The organism is Microbispora sp. GKU 823, from assembly GCF_002027145.1.
In the GTDB taxonomy this organism is placed as follows: Bacteria; Actinomycetota; Actinomycetes; order Streptosporangiales; family Streptosporangiaceae; genus Microbispora; species Microbispora siamensis.
The window spans coordinates 1-20,399 of the sequence record NZ_MWJN01000137.1; the positions used below are offsets into that span (position 1 = coordinate 1).

A 20,399-nucleotide genomic window follows, 5' to 3' on the forward strand; every position below is an offset into this window, starting at 1 on the left:
CCCAGGACCGGCCCGGCCGTCCACCGGCACGGCCCGGCGACCCCGGCGGCCCCGGCGCGAGCCCGTCACCGGTCCAGGACCACCGGCCCGGCCGACCGCAGTCCGGCGGCCCGGTCCCCGGCCGTGACGGGCACGACAAGCGCCTTGGACGCACCACCCGTCCCGGGGGACGCGACGACGATCGCGACAGCGCTCGCGACAGCGCTCGTGACAGCGGTCGCGACGGCGGTCGCACGGACGGCGCCCGGCCTGCCACGGGCGACACCGGCCAAACGAGCCCGCAGGACGACCCCGGCGTGGTGGGCGTCCCCGGCACGCTCCTGGCCCCCGCCGCATAGCGCCCTCAGGTGATGAGCGGGGACGGAAGGGCGCGCCGCTCCGTCACCGCCGGCCACCGGGACGGGCGGAACCGGGCGTGGTGCTGCGGCGGCCCGTTGGACGCGACGCAGCGGAGTCCAGTCCAGCCACCGCTACGGACGTGAGTGCTACGGCGGAGGGCCCGTATGGCTACCGGGCCGGACGAAAGGCGGGTTTAGGAGGGCCGAAGCAGGGTCTGCGAACAGAAACGATCTTGCCGAGCGTGAGATCGCGGGAATATCGGGAAGATTCCCCCCGTGGACCGTCAGACCCGTCCCTCGTTCGCGCCGGCCGACTCCGGCGCCGCCACCGACGCCACGGCGAGCGCCGGGGCCCCCGCACGCCGCTCCCGGCGCGGCTGGCGGGTGCTCGCCGGCCTGCTGTTCGTGGTCCTGCTGCTCGTGGTCGGCGCCCGGCTGACCTGGTCCTGGCTCGACCCGCTGGGCGAGCAGACCATCGACCGCAGCGGCCCCGCGCTGCTCAGGTCGGTGCAGAACCTGAGCCGCTTCGAGGCCGCGACCGGCAACTTCCAGGTCATCGTCGACCTGGAGAAGGACGCGAAGTTCCTGCCCGACGCCATCAAGGGCAGCCGCACGCTCTTCGTGGGCGCCGGCAACGTGGACGCCTACGTGGACTTCTCGTCGCTGCCCAAGGACGCCTTCACGGTCTCCCCCGACCGCACGGCCGTGACGGTGCGGCTGCCGCACGCGGAGCTGGAGAAGCCCAACCTCGACAACAAGCGGTCGTACGTCTTCGCGCAGGAGCGGGGCATCTTCGACCGGATCTCGGACTTCCTGTCGTCGTCTCCGCAGAACCAGCAGGAGCTCTACGTGCTGGCCGAACGCAAGATCGCCGACGCGGCCGCCGCCAGCGACCTGCGCTCCCGGGCCGACCAGAACGCCAAGGCCATGCTCGAGGGCATGCTGAAGTCCCTCGGCTTCACGACGATCACGGTCAAGTACGCCGGAGAGCCCTGACCCGTCGGCCGCCGCGGCGCGAGAGCCGTAGGAGCTAGCCCAGCGCGGCGATGAGGTCGTCGGCGGCGGCGTAGGGGTCGGTCTCCGCGCCGAGCAGCCGCTCGGCGAGCGCGTCGAGGCGGTCAGCGTGGAGCACGGCGAAGCGCGACCGGAGCTGGGCCAGCGCGATGGCCTCGATCTCGTCGCGGGCCCGCGCCAGCCGCCGCCTGCGAGCCTCGCCGGACTCCTCCAGATATGCCTGGTGCTTGTCCAGCGCGGCCAGCAGGTCGTCGGCGCCCTCACCCTTGGAGGCGACGGTCGTGACGATCGGGGGCCGCCACGGCGTCTCCACGAGGCCCGTCATGTTCCGCAGCTCCCGCACGGTCGCCTGGACGCCGTCGCGGTCGGCCTTGTTCACCACCAGGACGTCGGCGACCTCGAGGATGCCCGCCTTGGCGGCCTGGACGCCGTCGCCCATGCCCGGCGCGAGGATGACGACGGTCGTGTCGGCCAGGCGGGCGATCTCCACCTCGGCCTGCCCGACGCCGACCGTCTCGACGAGGATCACGTCGCACCCGGCGGCCTCCAGCACGCGCAGCGCCTGCGGCGTGGCCCAGGCGAGCCCGCCCAGGTGGCCCCGGCTCGACATGCTGCGGATGAAGACCTCGGGGTCGGTCGCGTGGTCCTGCATGCGTACGCGGTCGCCGAGCAGGGCGCCGCCGGTGAACGGACTCGACGGGTCGACCGCCAGCACTCCCACCCTGCTGCCGCGCCTGCGGAACGCCCGGATGAGCATGCCGGTCGAGGTCGACTTGCCGACGCCGGGAGAGCCGGTCAGGCCGATGACCCTGGCGGTGTACGGCCGGGCGGTGCCGGTGGCGAGCTCGGCCATCGCCTCGCGCAGCGCACGGCTCGCCACCGCGGACGCCGCCCGGTCCCCCTCTTCGGGCCCCGTGGCGTCCACCGCGTTCTCCACCAGCGAGATCAGCCGCGCCACCGCGCGCGGCCGTCCCAGTCGCGCCTGGCCGACAAGCTCACGGACGTCCACCTGCGGCTCCGATCAGGCGCCGGGCGCGGGGAACCCGGATGGATCAGCGCGTCGCCCCTGGCCGCCGCCGCCGCACAGGCCGGCCGCGCCGAGGCCGCCGCCGCGCCTCTTCAGCTCGTGGGCCAGTGTCAGCACGATCCGGGCGCCGGACGCGCCGATCGGGTGGCCGAGCGCGATGCCGCCGCCGTTGACGTTGACCTTGTCGAGCGGGACGCCGAGCTCCTTCGCCGACTGCAGCACGACCTGGGCGAACGCCTCGTTGATCTCCAGCAGGTCGAGGTCGTCGACGGTCAGCCCCTGCTTGGCCAGCGCCTGCTTGATGGCGTTGGCGGGCTGGGACTGCAGCGAGTTGTCCGGCCCGGCCACGTTGCCGTGCGCGCCGATCTCGGCCAGCCATTCGATGCCCAGCTCCTCGGCCTTGGCCTTCGACATGACGACCACGGCGACGGCGCCGTCGGAGATCTGCGAGGCCGATCCGGCCGTGATGGTGCCGTCCTTGGTGAACGCAGGGCGCAGCTTCGACAGGGCCTCGACCGTGGTGTCCTTGCGGATGCCCTCGTCGGCGGAGAACAGCACCGGGTCGCCCTTGCGCTGCGGCAGCGGCACCGGGACGATCTCGTCGTCGAACAGGCCCTTCTCCGTGGCCTCGGCGGCGCGCTGGTGCGACCGCGCCGAGAACTCGTCCTGCTCCTCCCGGGTCAGGCCGAGCCTGGCGTTGTGGTGCTCGGTGGACTCCCCCATCGCGATCTGGTCGAAGGCGTCGGTGAGCCCGTCGTAGGCCATCGCGTCCAGGATTCCGGCGCTGCCGTACTTCACGCCCTTGCGCAGACCCGGCAGCAGGTGCGGCGCGTTGGTCATCGACTCCATGCCGCCCGCGACGACGACGTCGAACTCGCCCGCCCGGATGAGCTGGTCGGCCAGCGCGATCGCGTCGAGGCCCGACAGGCAGACCTTGTTGATGGTGAGGGAGGGCACGGTCATGGGGATGCCGGCCTTCACGGCCGCCTGGCGCGAGGGGATCTGACCGGCCCCGGCCTGGAGCACCTGCCCCATGATCACGTACTGGACCTGCTCCGGGGACACGCCCGCCCTCTCCAGCGCCGCTTTGATCGCGATCCCGCCCAGCTCGACGGCGGACAGGTCGGAGAGCGAGCCGAGAAGCCGTCCGATCGGTGTACGTGCTCCGGCGACGATGACGGAACCAGACATTGGGACCCTCCACTGCGAGATCGGGGCGACGGTGTCACCATACCCAGGAGTAGTGCGGTCGCCGGAGAGCGGGCGGCGGGACGGGAACGGCGAGGGGAGACGGCGATGCTGCTGCGAATCGACCACGTGGGCGTGGCCTGCCACAACCTGGAAGAGAAGATCGAGTTCTACGAGTCCGTCTTCGGTCTGACCGTCGTCAGCCGGGAGGTGAACGAGGAGCAGGGCGTCCGCGAGGCCATGCTGCACGTCGCCGACGGCGACCAGGGCGCGTCGTATGTCCAGCTCCTCGAGCCGCTGCACCCCGACACCGCCGTGGGCAAGTTCCTCGCCAAGCGGGGCGAGGGCGTGCATCATATCGGGTACGGCGTGGCGGACGTCACCAAGGCCCTGGAGGAGATCGGGGCGAAGGGCGTGCGCCTGATCGACGAGCGGCCCAGGCATGGGTCGATGGGAGCCTCGATCGCGTTCCTGCATCCCAAGGACGTGGGAGGGGTTCTCACCGAGCTCGTCGAGACGTCCAGGCGCTAGGTAAACGCAAGAAACGTTCATACGTAACAAGTCGCGCAGAAAGTCGGAGGGGGCCTCCAACGCGGCAGTACCGGAGTACGCTGGCGTACCACCGGACGTGGACGCCACACCGGCTTCCTCGCCTCGGAACCGACCCCCCGTCCGGCCCCTGTAGCCGTCTCGACAACCAGGATCGAGCCTCATGCAGTCCGACATCGACGCCCAGCTCAACAACTTCTTCGAGGACGCCCCTTCTCGCGAATTCGACGTGGTGCTCCGGGGTTATGACCGGCACCAGGTCCACGACCACCTGAAGACTATCGACACCGAACTGCGTCAGGCCAAGGAACAGATCAGCGCACTTCAGCGGGAGCTGTCCGACTCGCAGCGCCAGCTGCAGGAGCAGGAACGGCCGACGTACTCGGGTCTCGGCGCCCGCATCGAGCAGTTGCTCAGGCTCGCGGAGGAGCAGGCCACCGAGCTCGTCCAGGCGGCCAGGTCGGAGGCGAACGAGATCCGTGCCGCCGCCAAGGTGGACGCCGCCGACCTGCGGGCGGCGGCGGAGAACGAGGCGGCGGAGAAGCGGGCGCTGGCGGCGCGCGAGGCCGAGGAGATGCGCAGCACCGCCGAGCGCGACGCGGAGGAGATCCGGTCGACGGCCAGGCGTGAGGCCGACGAGCTGACCGCCACCACCGAGCGCGAGGTCGCCAAGATCCGCGCCACCGCCGACCACGAGGTCGCGGAGAAGCGGGCGGACGCCGAGCGCGAGATCGCCAAGCTGCGCACCACGACCGAGCGCGAGGTGGCCCAGCTGCGGGCCTCCACCAAGCGCGAGCGCGACGAGGTGCTCACCACCGCCAAGCGTCAGGCGGACGAGATGCGGGCCCAGGCGCAGCGGATCCTGGAGGAGTCGGAGGCCAAGCGCGCCCAGGACGAGGCGGAGTTCGAGATCCAGCTCGCCGCCCGCCGCGAGGAGGCCGAGCGGCAGGAGGCCGAGCGGCACGCCACCGCCCAGGCCAACACCCAGAAGCTGGTCGCCGAGGCCGAGCAGCGCGCCGCCACCGCCGAGCAGCGGGCCGCCAAGGCCACGCAGCAGGCCGAGCAGACCCGCCGCGAGGCCGACACCCACGCCAAGCAGCTCCTGGCCAACGCGCGCAAGAACGCCGACCAGCTCGTGTCCGACGCCAAGGCAAGCGCCGACACGATCGTGACCGAGGCCAAGAACGAGGCCGAGCGCACCCGTACGGCGATGCAGCGCCAGGTGGACGAGCTCACCCGTCAGCGCGACAGCATCACCAGCCACCTCGCCCAGCTCCGTCAGCTGCTCGGCGGCGCCCCGCTGCCGGGCATGGACCCGGAGCCGGCGCCCGTCACCGCGGCCCCGGCGAAGCCGGCCCTGTCGGCCCCGCCGGTCGTGGAGAAGCCGGCCGTGCCCACCACGCCGACCGTCGAGCCGATCAGCTCCACCAAGAGCGACGACGACGCGGAGTGGTGGCAGGAGTAGCCGCTGGCACAATTCGGGGAGTCTGTGACGGCTGAACGGGGCTCGGCGACCGCCGGGCCCCGTTCTCGTTTCGGCGTTCCGCTCCCGGCTCAGTCGAGGGACTTCACGAACTCCGCGACGACGCGGTTGAACGCCTCGGGCTGCTCGATGGCGGACAGGTGGCCCGCCTTCTCGATGACGGCGAGCCGCGCCTGCGGGATGGCCTCCGCCATCGCCCGGGCGTCCGGAAGCGGCGACAGCTCGTCCTCGTCGCCCACGACGACCAGCGCCGGAACGGTCAGGGATCGCAGCGTGCCGAACGCGTCGGGCCGCGCGGCCATCGCCCGCTGGGCCCACGCGACGGCCGCGGGCGGCGCCGCCTGGACGAGCCCTCGGACACGCCCGAGAACCATCCCCCTGCGCTCCCTTGTGGTCGCGCCGAGCATCGGGGGCAGCGACTCGGTCACGAGGATGCCCGTGCCGCTTTCCAGGACCGCCGCGGCGATCCGCTCCCTGTTCGCCCTGGCAGGCTCGGGGTCGGCCTGGGCCTTGGTGTCGGCGAGGATCAGGCCACGTACGCGGTCGGGGTGGCGGCGGCACAGCGCCATCGCCACGTAGCCGCCCATGGACAGGCCGCCGACCACGGCGCGGTCGACGCCCTCCTGGTCGAGCAGATGCGCCACGTCGTCCGCCATGAGGTCGATCGAGGGCTCGTCGTCGCCGAGCATCGTGCCGCCGAAGCCGCGCAGGTCCGGGGTGATCACCCGGCAGACGGGCGCGAGACCCTCGCGCTGGGCGAGCCACATCGCGGAGGACAGGGGGAACGCGTGGAGCAGGACGACTGGCAGGCCGCTCCCGGCGGATCGCGAGTAGAGCTGCATCAGGTCACGGTAACGCGCCGCGCGCCCGCCGCCGCCGTTCGTCACCGATTCGCGACCCCGCCGGGCCGGCCCGTCACGCTCAGACCGTGGTCGGCAGCGGCGCGGCGGCGGGGTTCACGCGCTTGACGATCTCGTCGAGCACGATCCGCACGTACGGCTCGCCGACCCACAGGTGCTTGGCCCCCTCCACGCCGACGACCTCCGCCTGCGGCGCCGCGGCGAACCGGCGTACGGCCTCCTCCGGCCGCAGGTAGTCGTCGTGCTCCGGCACCAGGGCCACCAGCGGGCGGCCGAACTCGCCCCAGGCGACGAGGTCCTTCTCGCCCGCCCGCTTCAGCGGCGGCGACAGCAGGATCGCACCCCGCACGATCGGGTCGCGGCCCCACTTCAGCGCCAGCTCGGTGCCGAACGACCAGCCGACCAGCCAGGGGTTCGGCAGGTCGTGGAAGTCGGCGTACTCCAGGGCGGCGGCGACGTCCCACCGCTCCGCCTCACCGCCGTCGAAGGACCCCTGGGAGGTGCCCCGGTCGGAGGTCGTACCCCGGGTGTTGAAGCGCAGCACCGCGATGTCGGCGAGCGCCGGCAGCCGGTAGGACGCCTTGCGCAGCACGTGGCTGTCCATCATCCCGCCGTGGGTGGGCAGAGGATGCAGGCAGACCAGCGTCGCCACCGACGGCCGGCTCTCCGGCAGCGCCAGTTCGCCGACGAGGGTCAGCCCGTCGGCCGTCTGCAGCTCGATGTCCTCGCGCCGGGCAGGCAGCACCGTGGACGCCCTGATGTCCATTCCCACTCCGAAAGCTCGTGTCAGTAGCGGCTGCGGCCCGGGCCCCGGTTGGCCCGGTTGCGCCAGCACGCGGTGTGCCAGTGCCGCCGCTCGTCCTCTCCCCCGGACCAGGCCGGCCAACTCACCACGTGCGGCAGCCCGGGCCTGATCTCCTGCTCGCACCCCGGGCACCGGTACGCCTTGCCCTGGGCGGCGCCGGAGACGTTACGGACGACCCACTCGCCGTCGTGCGCGCTCTCCACGCGGTCCACCCCGGCCACCTGCGGGCCCACCGGCCGTACGGCACGGCCGTCCGGGCGTTCGTACGGGCCGCGGCGACGGGCACGGCGGGGGCTCACGGCGGGCATCCTTCCGGGGGGTTCATGTCAGGCAGAACGGGAGATGACGGCCCAATTCTTCCAGCACCGGCTCAGCCGGCGTACGTCCGGACCCCGTTGGTCCCGTCTTCGTCGTGCCGAGCCGGGCCGCTCCGGCCGGGTCGCGAACGCCCGCGCCATGCCGGACAGTGTCCCAGAACGCCTCGGGACCTCCGTAACCCCGGTAGGGTTGGCGCACATGCGGCTGGTCATCGCGCGGTGCAGCGTGGATTACGTGGGACGGCTCACCGCCCATCTCCCCATGGCCCCTCGGCTCATCCTGATGAAGGCGGACGGAAGCGTGTCGATACACGCCGACGACCGGGCGTACAAGCCCCTGAACTGGATGAACCCGCCCTGCAAGGTCCGCGAGGAGACGATCGACGGGGTGCTCACCTGGTCGGTCGTGCACGGCAAGACCGGTGAGAAGCTCGTGCTGACGATCGAGGAGGTCCTGCACGACTCCAGCCACGAGCTGGGCGTCGACCCGGGCCTGCGCAAGGACGGCGTCGAGGCGCACCTGCAGGAACTGCTCGCCGAGCACATCACCACGCTCGGGGACGGCTGGACGCTGGTGCGCAGGGAGTACATGACCGCGATCGGCCCTGTGGACATCCTGTGCCGCGACCACCTCGGCGGCGCGGTCGCCGTCGAGATCAAGCGGCGCGGCGACATCGACGGCGTGGAGCAGCTCACCCGCTACCTCGAACTGCTCAACCGCGACCCGCGCCTGGCCCCGGTCAAGGGGATCTTCGCGGCCCAGGAGATCAAGCCACAGGCCCGCGTGCTCGCCGCCGACCGCGGCATCGAGTGCGTGACGCTCGACTACGACGCCCTGCGCGGCATCGAGCCGGAGAACCCGACGCTCTTTTGACCCCGGCCCGTGTCCACCGTACGGAGGACACGGATCATCGTCCGATCGAGGGTGTTCCGTGATCCTTCCGCGGTGGATCCTTGGGGCATGGAACACGCCATACGCGTACGGGGCCTGACGAAGCGATACGGCGAGGTCCAGGCGTCGCGGGCCTGGACCTCGACGTCAGGCACGGCGAGGTCTTCGCCGTCCTCGGCCCGAACGGCGCCGGCAAGTCGACCACGGTCGAGATCCTGGAGGGCTACCGCGAACGCGACGCGGGGGAGGTCACCGTGCTGGGACAGGACCCGGTCCGGCCGACCCGCCAGTGGCGGTCCCGCATCGGCATCGTGCTGCAGACCGCCGACGACCGGGCGGAGCTGACCGTACGGGAGACCCTGCGGCACTTCGCCACCTACTACGCGAACCCCCGTGATCCGGACGAGCTCATGGAGCAGGTCGGGCTCGCCGAGAGCGCGGGCAAACGCATCCGCCAGCTCTCCGGCGGCCAGCGGCGGCGGGTGGACGTCGCCCTCGGCGTCATCGGCCGTCCCGAGCTGCTGTTCCTGGACGAGCCGACGACGGGGTTCGACCCCGAGGCGCGGCGGCGGTTCTGGGAGCTCATCGAGGGGCTGGCGCACGACGGCACGACGATCGTGCTGACCACCCACTACCTGGAGGAGGCCGAGACGCTGGCCGACCGGGTGGCGGTCGTGGCACGGGGACGCGTGGTGGCCGAGGGCGACCCGGCCACGTTGGGCGGCCGGGCCACCGCGAAGGCCAGGGTGAGCTGGTCGGACGGCGAGATCGAGACCGACAATCCCACCGCGGCCGTCCTGGAGCTGTCGCGCAGGTACGACGGGGAGATCCCTGGACTCACCGTCACCCGGCCCACGCTGGAGGACGTCTACCTCCGCCTCATCGACTCCGCCGATCCACCGGCCGGCGGCCTCCCGGAGAGCGCCGTCACGATTGGAAGTGCGTCGTGACCGCCTCCCCCGCCGACACCCCCGCCGCCGCCGTCCCGCGTCCGCCCGCACCCCTGCCGTCCCCGCTCAGGATCGCGCTGGCCCGCGCGGCCGTCGAGACGAAGGTGCTGTTCCGGGAGAGGGACGCCGTCGTCTTCACCTTCGCCTTGCCGATCGTGTTCCTGGTGCTGTTCGCCTCGATCTTCTCCGACAGCGCCCAGGGGACCGGCGTCACCGTCGCCCAGCTCTACACCGCCGGGCTGATCGGCTCGGGCGTGATGGGCACGGGGTTCCAGAACCTCGGCATCGGCATCGCGGGCGACCGGGAGGACGGCACGCTGAAGCGGCTCGTCGGGCTGCCGATGCCGCGCGCGGCGTACTTCATCGGCAAGATCGCGAGCGTGCTGGTCATGACGGTGCTCCAGGTAGCCATCCTGCTCGCCATCGCCGTGCTGTTCTACGGCCTGGAACTGCCGGCCGAGGTGTCGACCTGGGTCACGTTCGCCTGGGTGTTCGTGCTCGGCGTGTCGGCGGCGTCCGTGCTCGGCATCGCCGTCAGCGGCCTGCCCCGCTCGGGCAAGAGCGCGACCGCGGTGATCAGCCTGCCCTTCGTGGTGCTGCAGTTCGTCTCCGGGGTCTTCATCCCGATCACGGAGTTGCCCGACTGGCTGGTCAACGCCGCCTCCGTCTTCCCGCTGAAGTGGATGTGCCAGGGGTTCCGGTCCGTCTTCCTGGGCGACGCGGGGGCCGCTCTGGAGCTGACCGGGTCGTACGAACTGGGCAAGGTCGCCCTGGTCCTGGCCGCCTGGCTGGTCGGCGGTCTCGCGCTGCGCCTGACGACGTTCCGCTGGAAGGGGCGGCGCGATGGATGAGCCGCCCTGGCGCACGGGCTGCTGTAATTGCCGATGCAATTGCAGCGCGGTCTGTGTATCCCAATTGGTAAGCGTGCTGACCTCTTGACGGCCCTGTCAAGCTAATGAGCGTCTTTGGCATGGCTTGAAAGTGCTTATTTCCCAGCACTTCCACAAAAAGGATCTTGCGTTCATAATGGGGACTTCTGGGGGGACCATGACAGGGTGAGGTGAAAAGTGGCGGGACGGGACTATCGGGGGATGTCGGCTGCCGAAAGGCTTGCAGACAGGAGGGAAAGGCTCATATCAGCCGCATACACCTTGTTCGCCCAGCCCGGCTTCCACGCGACCACCATCGAGCGGCTGTGCGCGACCGCGCGCATCTCCAATCGTGCCTTCTACGAATGCTTCTCCAGCCGCGAGGACCTGATGCGCGCGGTTTACGAGCGGTGCATCGATGAGACCCTGTCGTCGGTCACCGAGGCCATCGACACGGCCCCGCCCACGCTCGACGACCGGATCGTCGCCGGCATCGCCGAATACATCCGCTTCGTCACCAAGGACGTGCGGCGCGCGCGTCTGATGCACCTGGAGGTACGGCGGGCGGGCAACGTGCTCAGCGGCGCCCGCCAGCAGGCGGTGGCCTCGTTCACCAAGGTCATAGAGTCCTCGGCGCGGGGCGCGGCCCGCATGCCTCCCCTCGACCTGCATCTGCTGGCGCTCGGCCTCATCGGCGCCATCACCGAGTTACTCATCGAATGGGTGATGAGCGAACCGTCCCCGCCGACGGAGCAACTGATCGAGACCGCCGTGTACATCTTCCGCCGCACCTTCACCTCCGACGGTCCCATGGCGGCCCCCGCCCAGTGACCTACGGCGGCCTCCGCCCGGTGACACAGGGCGCGGCGACTACGCTGAGCGGCATGACCCGAGCCGACAACGACAAGCCGGTCGTCCTGTCCAAGATCTACACGAAGACGGGCGACGACGGCACGACCGCCCTGGGCGACATGAGCCGCACCCGCAAGACCGACCCCCGCCTGGCCGCCTACGCGGACGTGGAGGAGGCCAACGCCGCCATCGGCGTCGCTCTCTCCACCGGTGGCCTGTCCGAGGACGTCACGGCCGTCCTGAGCCGGGTGCAGAACGAGTTGTTCGACGTCGGCGCCGACCTGTGCACCCCGGTCGTCGAAAGCTCCGACTTCCCGCCGCTGCGGGTCGAGGAGCCGTACATCGCCTGGCTGGAGGAGCAGTGCGACCGGTTCAACGCGGAGCTGAAGCCGCTGCGCAGCTTCATCCTGCCCGGCGGCGCACCGGCCACCGCCTTCCTCCACCTCGCCCGCACGGTCGTACGGCGGGCCGAGCGGTCGGCCTGGGCGGCGCTGGAGGCCCACGACGACGTGAACCCCCTGACGGCCAAGTATCTGAACCGCCTGTCCGACCTGATGTTCATCCTCTGCCGCGTCGCCTCCGCCGGCGACGACATCCTCTGGAAGCCCGGCGCCACCCGCTGACCCGCCACAGGGACGCGAGGGCGCGGCCGTGCTCTGGACTGAGGAGCGCGCGGGAGCGAAGCGACGGGTCTGAGCTCACGGCGCGCCTCCGGCACGGCCAACGGACTCAAGGCGCCCGAGCCGCTCGCCAGAGGCGAGGCGATTTTACGCGGCGTCGAGGTGGGCGCTGGGCGGGGCGGACTCCAGCCAGGCGAGGAAGCCGGTGAGGGCGTCCTCGCTCATCGCCAGGGACAGCGGGCCGCGCTCGGCCGAGCAGACGACGGTCCAGTAGCCGGCGGGGCCCTCACCCGTGCCGAGCATCCTCCGGCTGGAAACGGTGAGGCCGCGCCTCGCGATCGCGTGGCGCGGCCTCAGACCGAGTCCCAGGAACGGAATCCAGTGGAGCTCTCCCCCTGCGTAGCGGGCTACCCCGCTCTTCCAGCCCCCCTGGCCGTCCCGTACCCGGCAGACGATCGTTCCCCGGGCCCGTGCCAGGACGAAACCCCGGATGACGAGGAGCGCGGCCACGGCGAAGACGCCCGCGAGTATCCCAAGCGCCGCCACTAGCCGCCCTCCTCCTGCCGTGTCAGACCTCTTCGCCGGCCGCCCGCAGCCGGGCAGCCGCACGCTTGGCCTGCAGCCGTGCGTCCGCGTCCTCCTGGTCGGCCTCGATCGAGGCCTGAGCACGCTGCAGCGCGTCCTTGGCCCGCGCGACGTCGACCTCGGAGCCGAGCTCGGCCGCCTCCGCCAGGATCGACACGTCGTTGTCGGCGACGGAGATGAATCCGCCGTGCACCGCGGCCACGAGGTCGCCTTCGTCGCCGCGCTTGACGCGCAGCACCCCGCCCTCGACGAGGACACCGAGAACGGGAGCGTGGTTCGGCATAATACCGATCTCGCCGTCCACGGTCTTGGCAATGACCATGTCGGCCTCGCCCGTCCAGATCTCACGTTCCGGCGACACGACGCCCACGCGAAGCTTTGCCACTTCTCAGCTCCCTTTCGACGGACGCCTGTACGGTCCGGCCGGAGCCGTGCCGTACAGGCGTCGAAGGCGTCCTAGCGCTCGAGTTCCTTCGCCTTGGCGATGGCCTGCTCGATGCCGCCGACCATGAAGAAGGCCTGCTCGGGCAGGTGGTCGTACTCGCCGGCGCACAGGCCCTTGAACGAGGCGATGGTCTCGTCCAGCGGCACGAACTCGCCCGGCTGACCGGTGAACGCCTCGGCGGCGTACATCGGGTGGGACAGGAACCGCTCGATGCGGCGCGCCCGCTGAACGGTGACCTTGTCCTCTTCGGAGAGCTCGTCGATACCCAGGATGGCGATGATGTCCTGCAGCTCCTTGTACTTCTGCAGGATTCGCTTGGTCTCCTGGGCGACCGCGTAGTGCTCCTCACCGATGATCTGCGGGTCGAGGATCCGCGAGGAGGAGTCGAGCGGGTCCACCGCGGGGTAGATGCCCTTCTCCGAGATCGGCCGGGACAGAACGGTCTGCGCGTCGAGGTGCGCGAACGCGTTGTGCGGCGCCGGGTCGGTGATGTCGTCCGCGGCACGTAGATCGCCTGCATGGAGGTGATCGAGTGACCGCGGGTGGAGGTGATGCGCTCCTGGAGCACGCCCATCTCGTCGGCGAGGGTCGGCTGGTAACCCACGGCGGACGGCATGCGGCCGAGCAGCGTGGACACCTCCGAACCCGCCTGGGTGAAGCGGAAGATGTTGTCGATGAACAGCAGCACGTCCTGCTTCTGCACGTCGCGGAAGTACTCCGCCATGGTCAGAGCGGACAGCGCCACCCGCAGACGGGTGCCCGGGGGCTCGTCCATCTGGCCGAAGACGAGCGCGGTGTCCTTGAGGACGTCCGCCTCCTCCATCTCCAGCCACAGGTCGTTGCCCTCACGGGTGCGCTCGCCGACGCCCGCGAACACCGAGGTGCCCGAGAACTTCAGCGCGACGCGGCGGATCATCTCCTGGATCAGAACGGTCTTGCCGACGCCCGCGCCGCCGAACAGACCGATCTTGCCGCCCTTCACGTACGGCGTGAGCAGGTCGATGACCTTGATGCCGGTGGGCAGCATCTCCGTACGGGCCTCGAGCTGGTCGAACGCTGGGGCCGGACGGTGGATCGGCCAGCGCTCGTTGACCTGGATGGAGGCCTTGTCCGCGTCGAGCGGCTCGCCGAGGGCGTTCCACACGTGGCCCTTGACGGCGTCGCCGACCGGCACCGAGATCGGCGCGCCGGTGTCGGTGACGGCCGCACCGCGGACCACGCCGTCGGTGGGCTGCATCGAGATGGCCCGGACGATGTTGTCGCCGAGGTGCTGCGCGACCTCCAGCGTCAGGGTCTTGGTCTCGCCACCGAGCTCGACGTCGACGGTGAGCGCGTTGTAGATGTCCGGCATGGCCTCGACGGGGAACTCCACGTCGACGACCGGACCGGTGACGCGGGCGACACGGCCCACGGTGGTCTCAACAGTCTGTGCGGTCATTTCACTCTTTCCCCGCTGCGGCGTCAGCCAGCGCGTTCGCGCCACCGACGATCTCGCTGATTTCCTGGGTGATCTCGGCCTGACGCGCCTGGTTCATCTGCTGGGTGAACACGCGGATGAGCTCGTTGGCGTTGTCGGTGGCCGACTTCATCGCGCGGCGCCGGGCGGCGTGCTCGGAGGCGGCCGACTGGAGCAGCGCGTTGTAGATGCGCGACTCGATGTAGCGCGGCAGCAGCGAGTCGAGCACGTCACCGGCCGTCGGCTCGAACTCGTAGTAGGGCGGGATGCCCTCCGGGGGCGTCTCCGTCTCCTCGACCTCGAGCGGCAGGATCCGCTTGACGATCACGTTCTGCGTCAGCATCGAGACGAACCCGGTGTAGACGACGTGGATCTCGTCGATCCCGTCCTCCGCCTTGAACGCCGTGATGAGCGCGTCCGCGATCTCCTTGGCGTCGGCGTACGACGGGTTGTCGGAGAAGCCGTCCCACTCGCCGAACATCTCCCGGCCGCGGAAGCGGTGCCAGGTCAGGCCCTTGCGACCCACCACGTACGGCTTCACGGTCAGGCCGCGCCCGGTCAGGTGGCCCTTCAGCGCCTCGGCCTCACGGAGGATGTTGGCGTTGTAGCCGCCGGCGAAGCCGCGATCGCTGGTGACGATCAGGACGCCGGCCGTGGCCGGCTGCTCCTTGGCCACCGTGAGCGGGTGGTCGACGTTGGTCGTGTTCGACAGGACCGCCGACACCGCGTGGGTGATCTCCCGCTCGTACGGCACGGCCGCCTGCATCCGCTGCTGCGCCTTGACGATGCGCGACGAGGCGATCAGCTCCTGCGCACGGGTGATCTTCGCGGTGGACTTGACCGACTTGATCCGCCGCCGCAGCTGTCGAAGCTGGGCACCCATGGGTTACTTCGCCTCGGCCTTGCGAACGTGCTTGACGACCTTCTCCTGGCCGACCTCGCTGGCGTCCAGCGCCTCCACCGGCTCGTCGTTGACGAGCAGCTCGCCGCTGGAGGTGGTGAAGCCCTTCTTGAACTCCGTGATGGCGTCCTTGAGGGCGGTCACCGTGTCGTCCGTCAGCTCCTTGGTCTCGCGGATGCTGTCGAAGACGCCCTTCTGGGCGGTGCCGAGGTAGTCGAGGAACTCGGCCTCGAAGCGGCGGATGTCCTCCACCGGCACGTCGTCCAGCTCGCCGGTGGTGCCGGCCCACACCGAGACGACCTGCTTCTCGACCGGGAACGGGCTGTACTGCGGCTGCTTGAGCAGCTCGACCAGGCGGGCGCCGCGCTCCAGCTGGGCGCGGGAGGCCGCGTCCAGGTCGGAGGCGAAGGCCGCGAAGGCCTCCAGGTCGCGGTACTGGGACAGCGACAGACGGAGCGTACCGGCCACCTTGCGCATGGCCTTGACCTGCGCGGAACCGCCGACTCGGGAGACCGAGACACCGACGTTGATCGCCGGGCGGACACCGGCGTTGAACAGGTCGGTCTCCAGGAAGCACTGGCCGTCGGTGATGGAGATGACGTTGGTCGGGATGAAGGCCGACACGTCGTTGCCCTTGGTCTCGATGATCGGAAGGCCGGTCATCGAGCCGCCGCCCATGTCGTTGGAGAGCTTGGCGCAGCGCTCCAGCAGACGCGAGTGGAGGTAGAAGACGTCGCCGGGGAACGCCTCACGGCCCGGCGGACGACGCAGCAGCAGCGACACGGCGCGGTAGGCGTCGGCCTGCTTGGTCAGGTCGTCGAAGACGATCAGCACGTGCTTGCCCTGGTACATCCAGTGCTGGCCGATGGCCGAACCGGTGTACGGGGCGATGTACTTGTAGCCCGCGGGGTCGGAGGCCGGAGCGGCGACGATGGTGGTGTACTCCAGCGCGCCCGCCTCCTCGAGGCGGCCCCGCACCTGGGCGATCGTGGAGCCCTTCTGGCCGACGGCGACGTAGATGCAGCGAACCTGGCGGCTCGGGTCGCCGGAGAGCCAGTTCTCCTTCTGGTTGAGGATGGTGTCGACCGCGATCGCGGTCTTGCCGGTGCCGCGGTCACCGATGATCAGCTGGCGCTGGCCGCGGCCGATCGGCGTCATGGCGTCGATCGCCTTGAGGCCGGTCTGCAGCGGCTCCTTCACCGGCTGGCGCTGGACCACCGAGGGGGCCTGCAGCTCGAGGGCGCGGCGGCCCTCGGCGGCGATCGGGCCCTTGCCGTCGAGCGGGTTGCCCAGGGGGTCGACCACTCGGCCGAGGAAGTCGTCGCCGACCGGCACCGACAGGACCTCGCCGGTGCGGCGGACCTGCTGGCCCTCCTCGATGCCGCTGAAGTCACCCAGGACGACCGCGCCGATCTCGCGGACGTCGAGGTTCAGCGCCAGGCCGCGCGTGCCGTTCTCGAACTCGAGCAGCTCGTTCGCCATCGCCGAGGGAAGGCCGGAGACATGGGCGATGCCGTCCCCGGCGTCGACGACGGTCCCGATCTCCTCGCGCGCGGCACCTTCCGGCTCGTACGCCTGGACGAAGCGCTCAAGGGCGTCCCGGATCTCGTCCGGCCGGATCGTAAGCTCCGCCATCTCTTTCTTGTCTCCCTATTCGCCTCAGCCGGCCAACCGGCGGCGGACTTCTTCGATACGTCCGGCGATCGTGGTGTCGATGTAGTCGTCTCCGACTCTCACGGAGAACCCACCGAGCACCTCCGGGTCCACCTCGACGTTCAGGTGGACGTCTCGCCCGTAGGTGGCTCGCAGCCAGGCCGCGAGCCGCTGCTTCTGCTGCTGCGAGAGCGGCACCGCGCTGCGGACCACGCCCACCAGGCGCTCGCGCGCCCGCGCGACGATCCAGCCGAACTCCTCCAGCGCCGACTCCAGGCTACGTCCTCGCGGATGCACAACGGTCTGCGTGACGAGCCGGACGGTGGACGGAGCGGCCTTCCCGCCGAGCAGCGCGGCGAGCAGGTCGCGCTTGCGCTCGGCCGGGACCGCCGGGTCGCTGAGCGCGCGGCGCAGCTGCGGGTTGGCGGCGAGGATGCGGCCGAAGCGGAACAGCTCGTCCTCGACGTCGTCGAGGCGGCGCGCCGACTCGGCCTCGGCGGCCGCGGACATCACGCCGATGCGCTCCAAGGCGTCCGGCAGGTCGCCGGCCTTGGACCACTTGGCCCTGACCGCGGCGACCGCGATCTCCAGCGCGGCGTCGCCGACCTTGCCCTGCAGCAGGGAGCGCAGGACGCTCTCCTTCTGCTCGGCCGGGCGCGAGGGGTCGGAAAGACCCCGCCGCAGCCCGTGCTCTCGGTCGAAGAGGTCGGCGACGGCGAACAGCTCCTCGGCGAGGGCGCCGAGGTCGGCGGTCGCAGCGGCGGTGTTGAACCGCTCCTCGACCTCCGTGAGGGCGGTCCTGCTGAGGCCGCGCATCAGCGGACCGCCTCCGGACGGCCCTCGAGCTCCTCGAGGAACCGGTCCACGATGCGGCGCTGGCGGGCCTCGTCCTCGAGCGACTCGCCGACGATGCGGCTCGCCAGCTCGGTGGACAGACGCCCGATCTCACCGCGCAGCTGGGTGAACGCCTGCTGGCGGTCGGCCTCGATCTGCGCGTGGGCCGCCTCGATGATGCGCCGCGCCTCGGCCTGGGCCTCCTCGCGGAGCTCGGCCTTGATCGCGGCGCCCTGCTCGCGGGCCTCCTCGCGGAGGCGGGCCGCCTCCTGGCGGGCCTCCGCGAGCTGCGCCCGGTACTGCTCCAGAGTGCGCTGGGCTTCGGCCTGGGCGTCCTCGGCCTTCTTGATGCCGCCCTCGATAGCCTCGGTCCGCTCGGCCAGCGTCTTCTGGATGCGCGGGGTGAGGATCTTTCCGACGACGAGGAAGACGACGAGGAAGGCGAAGCTGCCGACGACCAGCTCGTAAGCGTGCGGAAGGAGGGGGCTCTCGCCCTCCGCAGCGAGGAACGTAGCTGCCAGAGTCATGGGTGCAGCCTTCCTTCAGAGTGGGTACGTCAGTAGATGAACGGCGCGACGAGGCCGATCAGGGCCAGCGCCTCGGTGAGAACGAAGCCGAGCAGCATGTTCTGGCGGATGAGGCCGTACGCCTCGGGCTGACGGGCGATGGCCTGCACGCCCTGGCCGAAGATGATGCCCACGCCGATGCCGGGGCCGATGGCGGCGAGGCCGTAACCGACAGCGCCAAGGTTGCCGGAGACTTCAGCGAGAACGCTCATTGCTGTTCTTCCTTTACTGGTCGGCCGGTGAGTGTCGCCTCACCGGTCTGGTCTACGTCGAAAGGTCGGGTCTGGAGGATCCGTCAGTGGTCGGCGTGCAGCGAGTTGCCGATGTACATGGCGGCCAGCATCGTGAACAGGAACGCCTGCAGGAACTGGATGAACATCTCGAAGCCGGTCATCGCGACCGTCATGATCACGCCGACGACACCGAGGCCCGCGCCGAGGGGAGTCAGCTTCTCGAAGAGGAACCAGAAGCCGACCATGCTGAAGAAGGCCAGGATGAGGTGGCCGGCGAACATGTTCGCGAAGAGTCGGACGGCGTGCGTGAACGGCGCGATGATCAGGTTCGACAGGAACTCGATCGGCGCGAGCAGCACGTAGATCGGCTTGGGCAGCCCGGGCGGGAACATCATGTTCTTGAAGTAGCCGCCGAGGCCCTGGTGCTTGATGCCCAGATAGATCTTGATCACGTAGATGGTGATCGCGAAGACGATGGGGAACGCGATGTGCGACGCGACCGGGATCTGGATCAGCGGGACGACGCCGAAGAAGTTCCACAGCAGGATCAGGAAGAACAGGCTGAGGAGCAGCGGCATCCACCGCTCGGCATCCTTGCCCAGGAACGGGCGGGCCACCTGGTCACGGACGAACTGGTAGCCCATCTCGCCGACGTTCTGCATGCCCCGGGGCACGAGCTTGGGGTTGGCGAAGGCGCTCCACGCGAGAGCGCACACCACGATGGCACCGAAGATCGCCATCAGCACCGGCTTGGTCAGCCAGTACGGCGCACCGTCGTAGAGCGGAGGGAAGTCGAAGATCGACGGTCCCGGCGCCTTGAAGTCGTCGGCGACGAGCATGAGGGGGGTCACCTGGCCACCTCGCGTACCTGCTCGGGGCGGAATGCCCGAAGCATGTGCTTGTTCGTCCGTTCGCTACGCTCGCGCACGGGCGTTCCCTTCAACGATTGGATCAACAGAAGAGCGTGGGAAGCGGGCCGGTTGTCAGCGGCCGTACTTCAGATAGACGAGGTAGGCAGCCAGCCCGACCCCGAGAATGACGCCTATGGGGATGAACGCATGCACGCCGGTCCACCAGCTCAGCAACCAGCCGAGGCCGCCCCATACCAGGATCCCGGACAGCAGATAGCTCGGGACCGACCAGGCGGCGTCGGCGAAGTCGCGGCCGTCGGTCTCGGGCCTGCGCTCCTGTTCGCTCATCGCGCCTTGACGATAGCAGGAGCCATGCGGACTAGTCATATCGGGCTGCCCCGTACGCGTGATCATCCGCGCCCCTGCCCGGGAACCTTCGCCTCGGGCTCCACGTAGAGCATCTTCAGTTTCATGAATCCGCGCATCTCACCGATGGTCCAGGCGAGCGTGCACGCGATGACGCTCAGCGCGAACACGCGGGAGTCGAACGCGGTGGTGTCTTCGAAGGCCTTGAGCATCGCCATGATCGCCAGCACCTTGACGACGTAACCCAGCACGGCGGCCGCCATCATCGCCATCGGCGAGACCCGACCGGCCCAGGAGACGACGACCAGACCGACGGTGAAGAAGGCGGCGACGAGAACGAGACCGATGCCGGCGCCCAACGCACCCTTGGCCCCGGTCGTGAACACCGCGACGAGCGCGGCGAGGAGACCGACGACCAAGGTCGGCACGGCGGCGCCCTTGAGAACGCGCACGTCGTTGGCCTGCAATGGGACTCCAGAATCGATTGTCAAACGAGCGATTGCTACCTGCTGGGGCGTTGTTGGCCTCACCCCTTGCTAGTGAAAGCTATCACAAGCCCCGGAGTGCCACCTTTACCTGGCGTTTCGGGTCGGCGTCGACCTGCGGGGACGGTTCAGCGGAAGGTCCCGGTGTCGGCCCGGGGAGTGGGTGGGGGGAACGGTCCGGGGAACCCGGGCCGCCCTGGCCGGCGTAGGGATGCCGGCCCTGTGCCGGGAGCCTGCCGGGGACCGCCTGGCCGGGGCGG

At 70.2% G+C, this 20,399-nt stretch carries 22 protein-coding genes and 3 pseudogenes; 9 read left to right on the plus strand and 16 right to left on the minus strand.

What is annotated here, in order from left to right; translation table 11 throughout:
* Window positions 1-338: pseudogene (locus tag B1L11_RS49100) on the plus strand (hypothetical protein); the annotation flags it as partial.
* Between the two features lie 276 nt (window positions 339-614).
* Entirely contained in the window at window positions 615-1,334 is a 720-nt protein-coding gene (locus B1L11_RS40360; protein ID WP_256863301.1) for a DUF4230 domain-containing protein, read from the plus strand.
* A 34-nt stretch (window positions 1,335-1,368) separates the two neighbouring features.
* Here B1L11_RS40360 and meaB read toward each other — a convergent pair whose 3' ends face one another.
* Together meaB and B1L11_RS40370 are read right to left on the minus strand one after the other, a co-directional pair.
* On the minus strand, window positions 1,369-2,361 hold the full coding sequence (meaB, locus tag B1L11_RS40365) for a methylmalonyl Co-A mutase-associated GTPase MeaB (RefSeq protein ID WP_079320496.1): 993 nt from the start codon (window positions 2,359-2,361) through the stop codon (window positions 1,369-1,371).
* A 12-nt stretch (window positions 2,362-2,373) separates the two neighbouring features.
* Window positions 2,374-3,570 carry an acetyl-CoA C-acetyltransferase gene (locus tag B1L11_RS40370; RefSeq protein WP_079320497.1) on the minus strand — a complete coding sequence of 399 codons (1,197 nt, stop codon included), beginning with the start codon at window positions 3,568-3,570 and terminating at the stop codon, window positions 2,374-2,376.
* A gap of 105 nt (window positions 3,571-3,675) precedes the next feature.
* On the opposite strand from B1L11_RS40370, the gene mce reads away from it, so the two are divergent.
* On the plus strand, window positions 3,676-4,098 hold the full coding sequence (gene mce, locus B1L11_RS40375) for a methylmalonyl-CoA epimerase (protein ID WP_030510471.1): 423 nt from the start codon (window positions 3,676-3,678) through the stop codon (window positions 4,096-4,098).
* A gap of 181 nt (window positions 4,099-4,279) precedes the next feature.
* Window positions 4,280-5,581, plus strand: a complete 1,302-nt coding sequence (locus B1L11_RS40380; RefSeq protein ID WP_079320498.1) for a DivIVA domain-containing protein — start codon at window positions 4,280-4,282, stop codon at window positions 5,579-5,581.
* 89 nt (window positions 5,582-5,670) lie between these two features.
* Here B1L11_RS40380 and B1L11_RS40385 read toward each other — a convergent pair whose 3' ends face one another.
* The 3 genes from B1L11_RS40385 to B1L11_RS40395 form a co-directional block, all read right to left on the minus strand.
* Window positions 5,671-6,441: an alpha/beta fold hydrolase gene (locus B1L11_RS40385; RefSeq protein WP_079320513.1), complete on the minus strand. Its 771-nt coding sequence runs from the start codon at window positions 6,439-6,441 to the stop codon at window positions 5,671-5,673.
* A gap of 79 nt (window positions 6,442-6,520) precedes the next feature.
* Window positions 6,521-7,225 (minus strand): alpha/beta hydrolase, encoded by a 705-nt coding sequence (locus tag B1L11_RS40390; protein ID WP_079320499.1) that lies wholly within the window; start codon window positions 7,223-7,225, stop codon window positions 6,521-6,523.
* A 20-nt stretch (window positions 7,226-7,245) separates the two neighbouring features.
* Complete coding sequence (locus B1L11_RS40395; RefSeq protein WP_179155549.1) at window positions 7,246-7,563, minus strand: ATP/GTP-binding protein; 318 nt, start codon at window positions 7,561-7,563, stop codon at window positions 7,246-7,248.
* Window positions 7,564-7,780: 217 nt separating this feature from the next.
* Here B1L11_RS40395 and nucS point away from each other — a divergent pair, with 217 nt between their 5' ends.
* From nucS to B1L11_RS40420, 5 genes and pseudogenes are all read left to right on the plus strand, one after another.
* Window positions 7,781-8,455, plus strand: coding sequence for an endonuclease NucS (gene nucS, locus B1L11_RS40400; RefSeq protein WP_079320500.1), 675 nt, complete (start codon window positions 7,781-7,783; stop codon window positions 8,453-8,455).
* A gap of 87 nt (window positions 8,456-8,542) precedes the next feature.
* Window positions 8,543-9,423: pseudogene (locus B1L11_RS40405) on the plus strand (ABC transporter ATP-binding protein).
* Window positions 9,420-10,274 (plus strand): ABC transporter permease, encoded by an 855-nt coding sequence (locus B1L11_RS40410; RefSeq protein ID WP_079320501.1) that lies wholly within the window; start codon window positions 9,420-9,422, stop codon window positions 10,272-10,274. The pseudogene B1L11_RS40405 and the gene B1L11_RS40410 overlap by 4 nt, the downstream one beginning before the upstream one ends.
* Window positions 10,275-10,490: 216 nt before the next feature.
* Window positions 10,491-11,123: a TetR/AcrR family transcriptional regulator gene (locus tag B1L11_RS40415; protein WP_256863302.1), complete on the plus strand. Its 633-nt coding sequence runs from the start codon at window positions 10,491-10,493 to the stop codon at window positions 11,121-11,123.
* 53 nt (window positions 11,124-11,176) lie between these two features.
* Entirely contained in the window at window positions 11,177-11,767 is a 591-nt protein-coding gene (locus tag B1L11_RS40420; protein ID WP_079320515.1) for a cob(I)yrinic acid a,c-diamide adenosyltransferase, read from the plus strand.
* Window positions 11,768-11,911: 144 nt separating this feature from the next.
* Here B1L11_RS40420 and B1L11_RS40425 read toward each other — a convergent pair whose 3' ends face one another.
* The 11 genes and pseudogenes from B1L11_RS40425 to B1L11_RS40475 form a co-directional block, all read right to left on the minus strand.
* On the minus strand, window positions 11,912-12,310 hold the full coding sequence (locus tag B1L11_RS40425) for a DUF2550 domain-containing protein (RefSeq protein WP_079320503.1): 399 nt from the start codon (window positions 12,308-12,310) through the stop codon (window positions 11,912-11,914).
* A 22-nt stretch (window positions 12,311-12,332) separates the two neighbouring features.
* Window positions 12,333-12,734: a F0F1 ATP synthase subunit epsilon gene (locus tag B1L11_RS40430; RefSeq protein WP_079320504.1), complete on the minus strand. Its 402-nt coding sequence runs from the start codon at window positions 12,732-12,734 to the stop codon at window positions 12,333-12,335.
* A gap of 71 nt (window positions 12,735-12,805) precedes the next feature.
* Window positions 12,806-14,232: pseudogene (gene atpD, locus B1L11_RS40435) on the minus strand (F0F1 ATP synthase subunit beta).
* A gap of 1 nt (window position 14,233) precedes the next feature.
* Window positions 14,234-15,133, minus strand: coding sequence for a F0F1 ATP synthase subunit gamma (locus tag B1L11_RS40440; protein WP_079320505.1), 900 nt, complete (start codon window positions 15,131-15,133; stop codon window positions 14,234-14,236).
* A gap of 3 nt (window positions 15,134-15,136) precedes the next feature.
* Complete coding sequence (atpA, locus tag B1L11_RS40445) at window positions 15,137-16,786, minus strand: F0F1 ATP synthase subunit alpha (protein WP_079320506.1); 1,650 nt, start codon at window positions 16,784-16,786, stop codon at window positions 15,137-15,139.
* A gap of 24 nt (window positions 16,787-16,810) precedes the next feature.
* Window positions 16,811-17,620 carry a F0F1 ATP synthase subunit delta gene (locus tag B1L11_RS40450; protein ID WP_079320507.1) on the minus strand — a complete coding sequence of 270 codons (810 nt, stop codon included), beginning with the start codon at window positions 17,618-17,620 and terminating at the stop codon, window positions 16,811-16,813.
* A complete protein-coding gene (locus tag B1L11_RS40455) occupies window positions 17,620-18,165 on the minus strand; it encodes a F0F1 ATP synthase subunit B (RefSeq protein ID WP_076434835.1) in 546 nt (181 codons plus the stop codon). Before B1L11_RS40455 ends, B1L11_RS40450 begins: the two co-directional genes overlap by 1 nt.
* A gap of 29 nt (window positions 18,166-18,194) precedes the next feature.
* Window positions 18,195-18,416 (minus strand): ATP synthase F0 subunit C, encoded by a 222-nt coding sequence (gene atpE / locus B1L11_RS40460; RefSeq protein WP_079320508.1) that lies wholly within the window; start codon window positions 18,414-18,416, stop codon window positions 18,195-18,197.
* A gap of 83 nt (window positions 18,417-18,499) precedes the next feature.
* Complete coding sequence (atpB, locus tag B1L11_RS40465) at window positions 18,500-19,288, minus strand: F0F1 ATP synthase subunit A (protein WP_079320509.1); 789 nt, start codon at window positions 19,286-19,288, stop codon at window positions 18,500-18,502.
* Between the two features lie 132 nt (window positions 19,289-19,420).
* Window positions 19,421-19,636 carry a hypothetical protein gene (locus tag B1L11_RS40470; RefSeq protein WP_079320510.1) on the minus strand — a complete coding sequence of 72 codons (216 nt, stop codon included), beginning with the start codon at window positions 19,634-19,636 and terminating at the stop codon, window positions 19,421-19,423.
* Window positions 19,637-19,698: 62 nt separating this feature from the next.
* Window positions 19,699-20,121, minus strand: a complete 423-nt coding sequence (locus B1L11_RS40475; RefSeq protein ID WP_079320511.1) for a hypothetical protein — start codon at window positions 20,119-20,121, stop codon at window positions 19,699-19,701.
* Window positions 20,122-20,399: the final 278 nt, after the last annotated feature.